Source organism: Paenibacillus sp. HWE-109, from assembly GCF_022163125.1.
In the GTDB taxonomy this organism is placed as follows: Bacteria; Bacillota; Bacilli; order Paenibacillales; family NBRC-103111; genus Paenibacillus_E.
Genome location: NZ_CP091881.1, coordinates 690,286 through 703,818, shown reverse-complemented (window position 1 = coordinate 703,818; position 13,533 = coordinate 690,286). Strand labels below are relative to the sequence as shown.

The following is a 13,533-nucleotide window of genomic DNA, read 5'->3' as shown; positions in this document are numbered from 1 at the left end:
AAGGAGATTAACATTGCCAGAAGGTAGGTGTGATTGTGGGTAATAAACTGATTGTGCTTGCATTAATTCTTTGTGTCTTTGGTAACACGACAGGTGAGTTTGTCATCGCAGGGATCCTGCCGGCAATTGCGAATGACTTTGAAGTGTCCATCTCCTCTGCCGGACTTTTGGTAACCGCATACGCGATCGGTATGATTATTGGAGGCCCTGTACTTACGGCATTTACCGTCCATTTCTCTCGTAAACCGCTTATCGTTGCACTTCTCACGATTTCGGTGCTTGGCAACCTGTTATCAGCCATTGCCCCAAACTACGCTGTTCTTTTTGCAGCGCGGATTTTCACTTCGCTGGTAACCTCATCGTTCTTTGCTAACGCGATTGTCATTGCGGCTTCGACAGCCCCACAGGGCAAGGAAGCGTCTACCGTTTCGAAGCTCGCATTTGGTATGAACCTCTCCATGATCCTAGGGGCACCTATCGGTACTTTAATCGGTACTCACTTCGGATGGCGATCGACTTTCATTGCTATTGCTGTGTGTGTTGTCATCGGCTTGCTACTCGTTATTCAATTAGTTCCGAGGGATAGAAACTCATCCTCTGCTGCTTCTGTCTGGACTGAATTACGGGTTTTTCGGAATCATGACGTGCAACTCGCTATTGCAATTACCGCCATCGGCAATGCCGGACTGCTCGCCGTATTTACCTATTTCTCACCTCTGCTCACCAATGTCTCCGGATTTAGCGCTGACACGGTTGCGATACTACTGCTGGTGTACGGTGTCGGTGCGACCATTGGAAATTTCATCGGCGGCTGGTTATCCGACCGCGCGCTGATGCCGTCGCAGATTATCCTGCTTGCCTTGCTTGCCGCAACTCTTGTGTTGTTATGGTTTTACAGTTCAAATATGCCCGTCACAGCTATTCTGGTCTTCATAATAGGCGCTTTGGGCTTCTCAGTTATTCCTGGCATGCAGACGCGTGTACTCACGACCGCTGCTTCAGCTCCAACCTTGGCTATTGCGGTGAACGCCTCCGCATACCAGCTTGCTGCGGCTTTCGCAGCATGGTACGGGGGAATGTTGATTAGCAATAATGGCTTTGGCTTTCGATCCATCTATATCATCGGTGCAGGTGTAACGTTGGCCGGCATCATCCTGAGCAGTTATGCATGGTCTCGTGATCGCAAAGCTATCCGTTCGGTTCACTCCCGTAATGCTAACTCTTGAATCATCGCCTAAATGATAACTAAACGAGGTATCACATAAATGGAAATAATGGATCATAACAAACACAGTTGGGAACTGAAAGTCAAGCAACGTAATCCATGGACCGTTCCAGTAAACATAGAAGACATTCAACGGGCGAAAAACAATGATTGGAGCATCACAGTGACCACGACAAAGCCTGTCCCAAAAGAATGGTTCCCTGAACTTAGCGGGAAACAGGTACTTTGCCTCGCATCAGGTGGAGGACAACAAGGGCCAATTTTGGCCGCCGCAGGTGCGCATGTGATGGTGTTGGATTTTTCGAAATCTCAGTTAGAGCAGGATGCCTTTGTTGCAGAACGGGACCAATTGACACTCCAGACAGTGCTCGGGTCAATGACAGATTTAAGCATGTTTGCTTCCGAAAGTTTTGATTTGATTGTCCATCCGGTATCCAACCTTTATGTGCCTGACATTGCGTTGGTCTGGGAGGAAGCTTTCCGAGTGCTGAAACCTGGAGGTGTTTTAATTAGTGGCTTTATGAATCCCGTCTTTTATTTATTCGACTGGGAGCTTGAAGAAAAGGGGATACTCCAGGTAAAACACTCTATTCCCTATTCCGAACTGGATTATTCATCGGAAGAAGAGATTATGCGCAGCGGGATTGCACTGGAGTTCGGTCATACCCTGGAGGCACAAGTCCAAGGTCAGATTCGGGCTGGTTTTATCATTGCCGGTTTTTATGAAGATACTTTCGGTGGAAAAAAGCTATTGGACCAGTACACCAGCAGTTTTATTGCAACCAAGGCAATCAAGCTAGTCTAAAGCGAACATGAGGTGGTGGAAAACGCGACCGGAACTTTCACCGCCTAGAAGATGCATGCTTAGCTGGGCACGCCCTAAACAGCAAAAACGGATCGAGGTCGAACACCAATGTCTCCGGATCAGACTTCCTGCCTCACTTCTTCAATAATGGTGCGAACACACCGGAATGGGCATCCGAAATTTTGAGTAAACCTGCAGTGTTATACCGCCGCACTGCCTCGTTCAGAACGTGAATCCGCTCAGCATATTGTCTGGATATTTTTGCGTTTATGCCGCTCGTACATGCCGTTTTTGATGTATACTTCGAGCGCCGCCTGTGACAGCAGCGAGGTGTCTGCATATCTTTTGTATTCGCAGAACGTCTCGACCAGCTTTTCCGGCAAAACGGCGACGCCAATCCTGAGTCCCGGAAAAATAATCTTCGAGAAACTTTTTAAATAAACAACGTGTGATGTACGGTTATAAGAGTGAATGGGATCTATGCCCGGTTCTTCACCCAAATCGGCCATGTAATCGTCCTCTACGACATAAACATTATATTTGCTCGCCAAACGGGCGATCGTCTTCCTGTCGGCCACACTGTACGAGGTGCCAAGCGGGCTATGGTACCTTGACATTTTTGACCCGAAACGAATTTCCCTTCATTGATTTTTTGCTCTATATCAGAGAGAATATCCAAATATTTTTTCATTCCGCTTCCCCCGCTTTCTATAGCTCATTGTATTATACTCATGAAACTGTTGCGATACACTTTGGAAAAAATGCTATTGTTCCAAGCTGAAAATTGGCATAACATGTCAGTAACGGATTCAAGTTCGCGAGCATGATTCCGTTTGATTGAAGAATAGAGTTCCATCATACAACCACCCAAAGGAGTCGATCGAGCATGTCATCCGCTGTTCAAAGCGATTTTCCCAGCATATTCAACGAACGTCATTCCGTCAGATATTTTGATGCATCGTACAAACTCAGTAAACAAGAAATAAGAGATATTTTGGAGATTACTGGAAGTGCTCCTTCGTCATGGAATCTGCAACATTGGAAGTTCATCGTCTTTACCGAAACGGCAGTCAAGGAAAAGCTGCTTCCTATCGCGAGTGGCCAAAGACAAGTCGTCGACGCTTCCGTTACTGTCGCCATACTCGGGGACTTGGAGGCCAATCGGAACGCCGAATCCGTATACGGGCCCGTCATCCGTGCCGGACTTGAAGATGCTTACGCAGGTTATTCTTCCCATCAAGTTCTGTTCAATCAAATTGATGAGGCTTATGCGGTAAGCGACTCTTCCATCTATCGACGCGACGAAGCGATTCGTAACGCATCGCTGGCCGCTATGCAGCTTATGCTCGTGACGAAAGCTAAAGGTCTCGACTCGGGCCCGATCGTCGGCTTCGACGCTGACGCCTTTGCCAAAGCGTTCAATGTCCCGTCGCGTTACGTTCCAGTCCTGCTCGTAACCATTGGCAAGGCAGCTAGACCTGCCCGACCTACCTCCCGCTTCACCGTAGAGCAGACGATCATCTGGAACGGGTTTGAGCCCGATGCCACAGTGAGAACCAATGGCTAAGTTAGACTATATGTTATCAATCTTATGGCTGCTAAGATCAAAAGGACAAATGACGGCCGAACAATTGGCGGAGGCATTGGAACTAAGCGTCCGAACCGTTTACCGCTACATCGACGTTCTCTGTGTAAGCGGCGTTCCGATTATATCCGAATCAGGACATGGAGGTGGCTTTAAGCTTCCTTCTACCTTTCTAAGTTTACCGTTATTTTTTGATACTACAGAGCTTACAGCTATGGCTCACAGTGTACTGCTTGCTCAGCAGGCGCAGTATCCGTTTGCGGAATCCTTAAAGAAGGCATTGCAGAAGATCGAACATCGACTAAGTGATTCTCAACTGCAAGAGTTAAGACGCCATGTAACCGGACTTGACGTTATCGAACCCTCACGCAGTTCCTCACTTCAACCCATATTGCAGGAACTTGAGCGAGCCGTTGCGGACAGGACAACTTTATCCCTTCGGTATTCGATGTGGGAAGGCCTCGCTCCGGAAGAACGTATGGTTGACCCGTATGGTCTTATCTATCGATTGAACAAATGGTATTTAGTCGTATACTGTCATTTGCGCAAATCGCTTCGAGTATTTCGAGTTGACCGCATCAGAGATCTTTCCTTTTCAGGAATGACCTTTACAAGACCTGAGGATTTTTCTGTTAAAGCATACTTCTTAAAGATGAATCAAGAAGAGAAGGCGGATGGGAGCACAGTCAACGTTCGTCTTCATAGTAAAGACGATATATTGGATCAAATTTGCAATCAGTGGTTTCTGCAAACTTACCTGGTCGAACGAAGCGAGGGAGAAGCCCGGTTTATCATAAATACGGATGCGATGCTGACATATATGCCGTATCTCTTGCTCTCATTCGGCAAACATGTCCATGTGCTGGAGCCGTCAATCTTGAAGGAAACGTTGTCAGAGCTCGCCCGCGACCTTGCAAAATATTATGAAACATAACAACTTCCCTGACAAACATATTGTCAGGGAAGTTGTTTTATTATGAAACTATCTAACTGAGAGGAGTTTATGAATGAAAGAAGATCATCGCAAACTGGATTTAGCCAAATTGGATAAGACGTATTACACGGCGGATAGCTCGCCACAGCTTGTTCAATTTGGTGAGCTGCCCTATCTTGTCATTATCGATAAAGGAGCGCCGGATAGCTCATCTTTTACGAACGCAACAGAGGCCTTATACTCTGTAGCATATGGAGTCAAGAATATTTGCAAGACAGTAAACAAGGATTTCACTGTCGCGAAGCTAGAGGGACTTTGGTGGGTAGAATCTGATAAAGATGCCCTTGAGGTTCCGCGCGAAGAATGGCATTGGAAACTGCTTATTCGCATGCCCGACTTCGTCACCAATGAAACTGTAGACAACGCCCGGGCGAATGCAAGAGCTAAGAAAAAGGAACTTGAACAGATTGAGCGCGTCGCTTACACTACGATTCGGGAAGGTACATCTGTACAAATGATGCACGTTGGCCCGTATAGTACAGAACCAGCAACGGTTGCGATAATCCGTGAGTACATGAGAGCTCATCATCTCATCCAGAATGGATTGCACCATGAAATCTATTTGTCCGATCCCCGCAAAGTTGAGCCAGCTTACATGAAAACGATTCTTCGTTTCCCTGTAGACCACATTCAGGGGCATGACCATGGATAAGAGACAATTTTGGAAATTATTATTGTTCGGTTTTCTCACTTGGTTGATACCGCTCATCTTCTCTTTCTTCTTCTACAATAAAGAGGGGCAGCTTTCCATCGACTTCACATTTTTTAAAACCTTGTTAATCGTTTTTGGAGCTTTAGTCGGCTCTCCTCTGTTAGCTATATATTTCATTAAAGTAAAATCCAACTATATTCGGCACGGCATCTGGCTTGGTGTAATTTGGTTTGTTATGAACATAACATTGGATGCGCTTGTGTTGTTGCCGTGGCTGAAGATATCATTCCTCAATTATATGGGCCAGATTGGTTTAAGGTATCTCTCTATGCCAATTATGAGCTTAGCGGTTAGCTCTTTGTTGCATAAAAGAGATTATAGATAATGTTTTAATGTGCTTGGGCACTTATAAATCGAATACGTTTGTGAATGCAAACTCTTTTTTGCTTTGGTGAAAAAAGAGCTGTTGGTGAAATCAAACCTGTTTACTTGAATGAAGAATATGAGGCGCTTCTGCAAATCAAGCTCTTTACTATCGTTATTATTGTAATGATCTGACTTATTTATTAAGGTATTGACCCTGACTCTAGTGGAAGGGTGTATATTGTGATCGAAAGCAACATTCAAAGTAAAGGTGGAGATGGAAATGAGTAAGGTCTTATTCGTAAAGGCAAATAATCGTCCAGTAGAACAAGCAGTAAGTGTTAAATTATATGATGCTTTTTTGAAAAGTTATGTGGATTCACATCCTGAAGATCAGGTGACTGAGCTCGATTTATTTCAAGAGCACTTGCCTTATTTGGACGCTACGATGATTAATGGCGCATTCAAATTCAGTCAGGGAATGCCTCTCTCTCTTGAGGAAAAGAAGGTAACAGATATCGCAACTAAATACCTGAATCAATTTTTGGCAGCTGACAAGATCGTCATTGGTTTTCCACTTTGGAATCTTGGCGTTCCTACAGTTTTGCATACGTATATCGACTACTTGAATCGTGCTGGAACCACTTTTAGATATACACCGGAAGGCCCCGTCGGATTGGTGACAGGAAAAAAGGTAGCTTTATTAAATGCTCGCGGGGGTTACTATTCTGAGGGAGAGGCAGCTTCATCAGAAATGGCGCTAAATTTTGTAGTAAGGAATCTACATTTATTCGGTATTCATGAAATAACGAAGGTTATTGCTGAAGGCCATAACAAATCTCCGAAACTAAGGGGGAAAATAATCGAAGACGCTATTCAACTGGCTGTTGAAGCGGCGAAAACTTTTTAACAAAATGGAAATTTGAAAGTAGCAATTGTTGACGTAACGGATGCAAGCTTTAAAGGCGAAGTCGACTTTTTGACGAACTGGGCGGTATTGGCCCTGCAAAATTCTTATCTTAGGTTAACGACACTGCCTAGTCTACTACTATATTTCCCTTGGTATATGGATTGCTCCGCAGCAATTGCAGACATGCAGAGTTACGGACTGAACAGTCTCAGAAAATAACAGCCTGGAGTGGAGAAAATTGTGAATGCATCTGGTACCAATGCACCGTCGGTTTCAATCGATTTGAAAGATATCAAACGCGCTCCGATCGTGTTCGCCCTAATCGTCGGGACGTTCGTCGCCGCTTTAAACGAGACGCTGATGGGCAACGCCCTCCCCGAACTGATGAAATCGTTCGAAGTGTCTGCGGCGACAATCCAGTGGCTGACCACCGCCTACATGCTCGTCATCGGCGTGCTTGTTCCAGTGACTGCGGTACTGCAACAATGGTTCACGACACGGCAAATGTTTCTGACAGCGATGAGCCTATTCTTAATCGGAACGGTCACCTCGGCGGTAGCGCCGGAATTCGAAGTGCTGCTGGTCGGGAGAATCATTCAGGCTTTGGGCACCGGCCTTCTGCTGCCGCTTATGATGAATACCATCTTGGTCATTTATCCCCCGGAAAATCGGGGAGGTGCTATGGGCATGATTGGGCTCGTTATTATGTTTGCGCCCGCACTCGGCCCAACTATGTCAGGCTTGATTCTTGACGAGCTTTCGTGGCGCTGGCTGTTCTATTTTGTGATTCCACTGGGAATGTTCTCGATAATCCTCGCTGCCGTCTTCCTGAAGAACGTTTCGGAAGTCACGAAACCGAAGGTGGACCTCTTATCCATCGGGTTTTCGACGATCGGCTTCGGTGGAATCGTATACGGGTTCAGTGCGGCCGGCGAGCACAGCTGGTCGGAGCCGGAGGTCATCTATACGATCGCGATGGGCGGTGTCTCCTTGGCGCTGTTCATCTGGAGGCAACTGTTGTTGAAGGAGCCCGTCATGGATATGAGGACTTTCCGGTATCCGATATTCGCACTTGTCACCGTGCTGCTGGTCGTGCTGATGATGACGCTATTCTCGTCGATGGCACTACTTCCGATGTTCATGCAGGGAGTGCTAATGATGACAGCGTTTAAATCCGGTTTGATACTGCTTCCCGGGGGGATTGCGAACGGGATCATGGCTCCAATCTCAGGCAAGCTGTTCGACAAGTTCGGACCACGCGTTCTTGTCATTCCTGGACTTGTCATTGTCGTTGTCTCGTTGTGGCTGTTCACCCGGTTCGACGAAGCGACGGATACAAGCTTCCTCTTAACTGTATATATCTCGATGATGATCGGCATTTCACTGGTGATGATGCCCACGCAGACGACTGGGCTCAACCAGCTGCCAAGTCATCTGTACCCTCACGGGACGGCAATTCTGAACACGCTGCAGCAGGTGTCTGGCGCGATCGGCACCACCCTGTTCATCAGTATCATGTCGGGCGGACAGAACCATTACTTAAGCGGATCGCACGCCCCGCATTCTCAGCCGGAAATAGCCAAAGCGCTGCAGATCGGTTTGAACAACGCGTTCTGGGTCGGTTTCTGTATAGCGCTCATCGCATTCGTCCTTGGTCTGTTCCTCCGAAAGGTGAGATTATGAAGGTACCGACTATTCGTATAACGTCAGACAAGCTAATGCCTCGTTAGATTGATGGTTTTGTCGCATTAGCAGAAATAGTTAAACCCGAAAGCATTGCAGGTATCAAGGAATTGGGCAAGAGAAGATGTAGATTCCGTTAATACTTTCATCAAGTAGTTATACTCTCCACTGATTCTATAAAGATCAATAATCTCCGGAGAAGTCTCGCTGAATGCAAGAAAATCCTTACATCTATTGGTTCGGAACAAAACGAAAGACGTTGTAAGTTTACCGAGTTTCTGCGGCGAAAGCTTCGTGCGGTAGCCTGTTATGATCCCCTGATCCTCAAGTTTCCGGAGTCGTTCTGTGACTGAAGGCTGTGACATTGTGATCATTCGGCTTATTTCAGATATGGGAATCCTAGCGTTTTCATGCAGTAATGACAAGATCTTAGAATCGATATGGTCCACGAAAATAAACATCTCACTTTATAAATAATATATCTCAAAACAATTAAATAATTAAGTTTATATGTTGAATACACCTTAATTATTATATGTAAATTATATATTTCCCGAAGTAAAATGTCATTAACAAACCGAGGGGTGATGAAGAAATGACAATAAATAAACCGATGCAGATTGGCGGATTATGCTTAAAAAACTGACTCATTATGGCACCTTTGCAGCAGTACGCGGGAACCCCTGAAGGCTTTTCTACAAATCATCATACTGAATTTTATAGCCGTAGAGCTAATCATGTTTCATTAGTAATCGTGGAATCGACAGCCTCGCCATTATTGATAATGAAGATGTTATCCGAATCAACACTAACTGCTTCGGCTAATAAACGGTGCTGATGAAGCATTCGATATTCCCCATGAATAGGAATAAAGTATTTGGGTTTCATTAATGTCAGCATGAGCTTCACCTGACGATGTGTGCCACTAGCTAAGCGCGCTAATGCAGCCATGGGTTCCCCTTGGCTTCCCGTACAGAGGATGACGAGCTCATGGGGAGAATACCGATTCACATCTTGAGCTTCAATTAACATGTCAGGAGTCATTCTCAAGTAGCCTAGCGATAAGGCGATATCTACGACATTGACCATACTTCTTCCTAAAAGGGTAATTTTACGGTTCGTTTTCTCTGCTGCTGCAATGACTTGTTGTAACCTGTTAACGTTAGAGGCAAAAGTCGATAAAAATATTTTTCCTGTAGCCTTAGCAAATGCTTCCCCAATATGATCGCCTACGAAGCGTTCAGAGGGTGTGAAGCCTGGGCGCTCAGCATTCGTACTCTCAGAAAGTAGAACAAGTACACCATTTTGACCAATAGCTGCAATCTTATGAATACTGCATATTGCTCGTTTACCGGTGTTAAATCAAACTTGAAATCACCTATATGTACAACTACGCCTTGCGGGGTATCGAAAACGATACCTAAGCAATCGGGTTGTTCTTTCAGTTTCCCCTGAATAAGACCGAGAGTAAGTCGCGTAGCATAGACGGGCATGTTCAACTGTTTGATAATATAGGGAATACCACCAATATGATCCTCGTGCCCATGAGTAATAACCAAACCTCTCACTTTATCTTTATTTTCAATCAAATAGGAGATATCCGGGATAATCAAATCTATCCCCAACAGGCTTTCATCTGGGAATTTGGAACCACAGTCGATAATGACGATATCGTCGTTGTATTGAATGACGTACATATTCTTGCCAATTTCATTTACTCCACCAAGGGCAATTATTGAAAGCTCATCCTGGTTTGATTCCAATAAAAAAACCTCCATTGCTGCTACGATTAAATTTTAGCTGAATTTCGCCGCTTGATAATGGTACATATAAAACATTTCGCTTTTTTTCCTTTTAACAATTGTTCATTCTCGCAAAGCAAACAACGCATGGGATCACCTCTGCTGTATTGTGTCCAAAAGAAATAATCAAACATTCACCTTTTCAGTAATTTTATTCTAGATCCAGTTATAACTATCAAGTGAGCTTGGACATACTATCTAGAATTTTAAGTCACTTTAGATTAGGGGGACAATAATGGAACACACTCATTATGGGGATATGGAAGATACATTGACAGATCATTATATACCGATGACTTCCGTTAGAAGCAATGTCGGCGAAGAGGTTAGCTGCGATCTATTTTGTTATACCAATCAGATCGTTAATGTAAGTTTGGTTGGCACTACTGAAGACTGGGTGTTAGTTGATACGGGTATGCCGCAATCCGCCAAACATATTCTAAAGATAGTCAACGATCGTTTTGGCGCAGAATCGACACCAAAGGCAATTATTTTAACACATGGTCACTTTGATCACGTTGGCGCTGTTGTTGACCTCGTTGAAGCTTGGGACGTAATGGTGTATGCCCACGAGTTAGAAATACCCTATTTAACCGGCCAAGCCAGTTATCCAGAACCTGACGGTTCCGTTGAAGGTGGACTTATAGCAAAGATATCACCTTTTTTTCCAAATGAGCCCATCAATCTTGGGAGTCATGTACGAGCATTACCCTCTGATGGAAGTATCCCTGGCATGCCAGGATGGAGATGGATCCATACACCAGGTCATACACCTGGGCACGTTTCGTTATTTCGAGATAAAGATAGAGCACTTATTGTGGGTGATGCTTTTGTGACGGTTGAACAGGATTCATTATACAAGGTTTTAACTCAGAAAAAGCAGCTGACAGGCCCCCCGGTATACTTTACAACCGATTGGCATGCGGCTGAGCAATCCGTTAGAAAGCTAGAAGCTTTACAGCCGAATGTAGCAATAAGCGGTCATGGCGTACCTATGTCTGGTGAGGAGCTAACAAGTGGACTATCATTATTGGTGGCTGATTTCAAAAGAATTGCTGTCCCCGACCATGGTCGTTATGTAGATAACAAGATTCAATAAAAGGATTGTTGACGTGAATTTACTTAAACATATTAAACCCCATTGGATTGATTTGATAATAATTGTAGAAATTAATACAAGAGGTGATAACGTGTATTCCTTATGGCAAGGCACAGGTTTTTGAATACAAATAAATGGAGTCTACTTTCAATTGCTTCTATTCCATTAATTATGACATTAGGAAATTCCATGCTTATTCCCGTTTTACCTTCGATTCGCAACAAATTACAGATAACTTCTTTCCAAGTGAGTTTATTAATAACTGTTTACTCTGCAGTTGCTATCCTACTTATACCGATTGCTGGGTATTTGTCGGATCGCTTTGGCAGGAAGATCATTATTGTCCCCAGTTTGCTAATTACTGGCATAGGTGGATTGGTTTCCGGTTTAGGGGCATGGTGGCTGGAACATTCCTATATGGTCATTATGCTAGGTCGAGCGTTGCAAGGAGTAGGAGCGGCCGGAGCATTTCCCATTGTACTGCCACTTGTCGGTGACATTTACAAAAATGATAGTGAAGTTAGTAAAAGCCTGGGAATTGTAGAAACAGCCAATACCCTTGGTAAGGTGCTGAGTCCAATTTTGGGTTCGATACTGGCTTTCGTGGTATGGTTTCTCCCCTTTCTGACCATCCCTGCACTATGTTTGGTATCTACTGTATTAGTTGCTTTTCTAGTTAAATCTCCCAAGAAAAAGGATGTGAAAGAAGAAAAGATAACATTTAGGCACTTTCTTCAAAACCTAAAGATGATATTTGGTAATAATGGCCGCTGGTTGTCAGCTATTTTTGCCATTGGTTGCATTTGTATGTTTGTTATTTTTGGTACACTGTTTTATTTATCAGACACGCTCGAGGATAAATATCATATTGCAGGGATATGGAAAGGATGTGTGATTGCTATCCCTTCGGCTATGCTGTGCCTCGCATCATTCCTTACAGGAAAGAAAATTGGTCAAAATAAAAAATTAATGAAGTGGATCACTTTTTTGGGAATAGCGATACTTACGGCCTCTCTTGTTGTTTGTGGCTTCATTCAATCCCTATACTGGTTGATTGCTCTAATTAGTTTAGCTGGTATTGGAATCGGAGTCACTCTCCCCTGCTTAGATTCCTTAATAACGGAAGGAATTGATAAAGCAGAGCGTGGCACCATAACTTCCCTTTACAGCTCTATGAGGTTTATCGGTGTTGCTATCGGTCCCCCACTGGCTTCAATTCTAGTTAAATTTTCACCAGAAATCATGTTTTATAGTATATCTAGTACTTGTGTGGTAGCGGCTGTACTTGCTTTATTCGCTATTAAACCAAGTCAAGAAGAAAAGACATTAAAGTAAAAAAGATCTCGGAACACAGATTAGGTATTTGTATGGTATTTAAAATGATGAGGAAATTGCCGAGAAAGATTTCCATTCAAACATCTGGGCATAATTCAAGTCTTGTTAATAAGGAGACACTCAATGAAAAAGATTATTACGGTTACAATAGCTATTGTTTTAACATTGACATTTAATTTTCATGAAGACTTCCCCTGTCTAGGAATTAATACGAGTGTTGTTGCATCCGGAACTGGTAGTAGAAGTAATGCGATTAGTACAAGGTATTCTCCTTCGCCAGGTAACAATGTAAAAGATAACAAACACATGACTAGTTACAAAAATACAGGCACAGTATTGGTGTACTAGTTATGGATCCAGTCAATTTAGTGCGTTTATTTGTTGCTGTACCGCTCCCGCTCGGCATTAAGCATGTTTTCGCCAACTGGATCGAACAAATCAAGCCAAATCTGTTTTTTCGTAAATGGGTTCATCATGAGGATCTACATATTACGCTGCAGTTTCTTGGGAATACACCGTCAGAAAAAGTCCCTCTCATTGATCAAGTTCTGCAGGAAATAACAACAGTATCTAGTCCTATCTCTCTTCGTGTGGAATCCCTTGGCTTTTTCGGGCGAGCGGCCCAGCCTTCTGTGCTGTGGGCCGGTATCGGCGGTGACGTAAAGGGGCTTCACAACTTACAGAAACAGGTAGCCGACGCACTTACGCTGTTTGGCTTTTCTCCTGAAGAGCGTAATTTTCACCCACACTTAACGCTTGCACGCGATCACATAGGTAGGACTCCATTTGATCGTAATAAGCTGAGTACTCTTACATTGCCCAATTCTTCCTTAGAAGACCTACTTTCGTGGAAATCAAACGAAATTATGCTTTACCGGAGTCATTTGAACAAGCGGCCAATGTATGAAGCTATTTCTTTCGGTAATTTGAAGTCTGAATGAACTTCAGAAGGGTGGAAGGTTTGATTGGAATACAACCCTAATTTATTTATCCCCAAACGTTAATCACATAAAAACTCATAGTATGGTGATAAGTGAATATATTCTCGATAGCAGGAATCAATTTTAAATAAAAAATAAC

At 43.9% G+C, this 13,533-nt stretch carries 13 protein-coding genes and 2 pseudogenes; 12 read left to right on the top strand and 3 right to left on the bottom strand.

All coding sequences use genetic code 11. From position 1 onward, the window contains the following. Positions 1–35 precede the first annotated feature (35 nt). Together LOZ80_RS03045 and LOZ80_RS03040 are read left to right on the top strand one after the other, a co-directional pair. Entirely contained in the window at positions 36–1,226 is a 1,191-nt protein-coding gene (locus LOZ80_RS03045) for an MFS transporter (RefSeq protein ID WP_238170041.1), read from the top strand. A 39-nt stretch (positions 1,227–1,265) separates the two neighbouring features. Next, on the top strand, positions 1,266–2,030 hold the full coding sequence (locus LOZ80_RS03040) for a class I SAM-dependent methyltransferase (protein ID WP_238170040.1): 765 nt from the start codon (positions 1,266–1,268) through the stop codon (positions 2,028–2,030). 154 nt (positions 2,031–2,184) lie between these two features. Here LOZ80_RS03040 and LOZ80_RS03035 read toward each other — a convergent pair. Continuing rightward, positions 2,185–2,665 (bottom strand): annotated as a pseudogene (locus LOZ80_RS03035) (aminotransferase class I/II-fold pyridoxal phosphate-dependent enzyme); the annotation flags it as partial. Positions 2,666–2,916: 251 nt separating this feature from the next. Between LOZ80_RS03035 and LOZ80_RS03030 the strand changes: the two are divergent. From LOZ80_RS03030 to LOZ80_RS03005, 6 genes are all read left to right on the top strand, one after another. After that, positions 2,917–3,597, top strand: a complete 681-nt coding sequence (locus LOZ80_RS03030; RefSeq protein WP_238170039.1) for a nitroreductase family protein — start codon at positions 2,917–2,919, stop codon at positions 3,595–3,597. After that, entirely contained in the window at positions 3,590–4,549 is a 960-nt protein-coding gene (locus tag LOZ80_RS03025; RefSeq protein WP_238170038.1) for a helix-turn-helix transcriptional regulator, read from the top strand. The genes LOZ80_RS03030 and LOZ80_RS03025 overlap by 8 nt, the downstream gene beginning before the upstream one ends. Before the next feature lie 73 nt (positions 4,550–4,622). Next, positions 4,623–5,261 carry a GyrI-like domain-containing protein gene (locus LOZ80_RS03020; protein WP_238170037.1) on the top strand — a complete coding sequence of 213 codons (639 nt, stop codon included), beginning with the start codon at positions 4,623–4,625 and terminating at the stop codon, positions 5,259–5,261. Further along, the gene (locus LOZ80_RS03015; protein ID WP_238170036.1) at positions 5,254–5,646 is read left to right on the top strand and encodes a hypothetical protein; all 393 of its coding nucleotides are present in this window, start codon (positions 5,254–5,256) and stop codon (positions 5,644–5,646) included. The genes LOZ80_RS03020 and LOZ80_RS03015 overlap by 8 nt, the downstream gene beginning before the upstream one ends. A gap of 261 nt (positions 5,647–5,907) precedes the next feature. Then, positions 5,908–6,534: an FMN-dependent NADH-azoreductase gene (locus LOZ80_RS03010; RefSeq protein WP_238170035.1), complete on the top strand. Its 627-nt coding sequence runs from the start codon at positions 5,908–5,910 to the stop codon at positions 6,532–6,534. A gap of 276 nt (positions 6,535–6,810) precedes the next feature. After that, positions 6,811–8,217, top strand: a complete 1,407-nt coding sequence (locus LOZ80_RS03005; RefSeq protein WP_443147043.1) for an MDR family MFS transporter — start codon at positions 6,811–6,813, stop codon at positions 8,215–8,217. Positions 8,218–8,282: 65 nt separating this feature from the next. Here the strand turns inward: LOZ80_RS03005 and LOZ80_RS03000 are convergent, their stop codons facing one another. Beyond that, the gene (locus LOZ80_RS03000; RefSeq protein ID WP_238170033.1) at positions 8,283–8,666 is read right to left on the bottom strand and encodes an Lrp/AsnC family transcriptional regulator; all 384 of its coding nucleotides are present in this window, start codon (positions 8,664–8,666) and stop codon (positions 8,283–8,285) included. 310 nt (positions 8,667–8,976) lie between these two features. Further along, positions 8,977–9,980, bottom strand: a pseudogene (locus LOZ80_RS02995) (ribonuclease J); the annotation flags it as partial. 274 nt (positions 9,981–10,254) lie between these two features. On the opposite strand from LOZ80_RS02995, the gene LOZ80_RS02990 reads away from it, so the two are divergent. From LOZ80_RS02990 to thpR, 4 genes are all read left to right on the top strand, one after another. After that, complete coding sequence (locus LOZ80_RS02990; RefSeq protein ID WP_238170032.1) at positions 10,255–11,118, top strand: MBL fold metallo-hydrolase; 864 nt, start codon at positions 10,255–10,257, stop codon at positions 11,116–11,118. Positions 11,119–11,238: 120 nt separating this feature from the next. After that, positions 11,239–12,453, top strand: a complete 1,215-nt coding sequence (locus LOZ80_RS02985; protein WP_238170031.1) for a bacillibactin exporter BcbE — start codon at positions 11,239–11,241, stop codon at positions 12,451–12,453. 123 nt (positions 12,454–12,576) lie between these two features. After that, a complete protein-coding gene (locus LOZ80_RS02980; protein ID WP_238170030.1) occupies positions 12,577–12,801 on the top strand; it encodes a hypothetical protein in 225 nt (74 codons plus the stop codon). A gap of 2 nt (positions 12,802–12,803) precedes the next feature. Beyond that, the gene (thpR, locus tag LOZ80_RS02975; protein ID WP_238170029.1) at positions 12,804–13,394 is read left to right on the top strand and encodes an RNA 2',3'-cyclic phosphodiesterase; all 591 of its coding nucleotides are present in this window, start codon (positions 12,804–12,806) and stop codon (positions 13,392–13,394) included. Positions 13,395–13,533 lie beyond the last annotated feature (139 nt).

Excerpts from the sequence above, each read along its gene's own strand:
- LOZ80_RS03020 (WP_238170037.1), top strand. The coding sequence starts at position 4,623 with ATGAAAGAAGATCATCGCAAACTGGATTTAGCCAAATTGGATAAGACG.
- LOZ80_RS03010 (WP_238170035.1), top strand. The coding sequence starts at position 5,908 with ATGAGTAAGGTCTTATTCGTAAAGGCAAATAATCGTCCAGTAGAACAA.
- LOZ80_RS03040 (WP_238170040.1), top strand. The coding sequence starts at position 1,266 with ATGGAAATAATGGATCATAACAAACACAGTTGGGAACTGAAAGTCAAG.
- LOZ80_RS03025 (WP_238170038.1), top strand. The coding sequence starts at position 3,590 with ATGGCTAAGTTAGACTATATGTTATCAATCTTATGGCTGCTAAGATCA.
- LOZ80_RS02980 (WP_238170030.1), top strand. The coding sequence starts at position 12,577 with ATGAAAAAGATTATTACGGTTACAATAGCTATTGTTTTAACATTGACA.
- thpR (WP_238170029.1), top strand. The coding sequence starts at position 12,804 with ATGGATCCAGTCAATTTAGTGCGTTTATTTGTTGCTGTACCGCTCCCG.
- LOZ80_RS03015 (WP_238170036.1), top strand. The coding sequence starts at position 5,254 with ATGGATAAGAGACAATTTTGGAAATTATTATTGTTCGGTTTTCTCACT.
- LOZ80_RS03030 (WP_238170039.1), top strand. The coding sequence starts at position 2,917 with ATGTCATCCGCTGTTCAAAGCGATTTTCCCAGCATATTCAACGAACGT.
- LOZ80_RS02990 (WP_238170032.1), top strand. The coding sequence starts at position 10,255 with ATGGAACACACTCATTATGGGGATATGGAAGATACATTGACAGATCAT.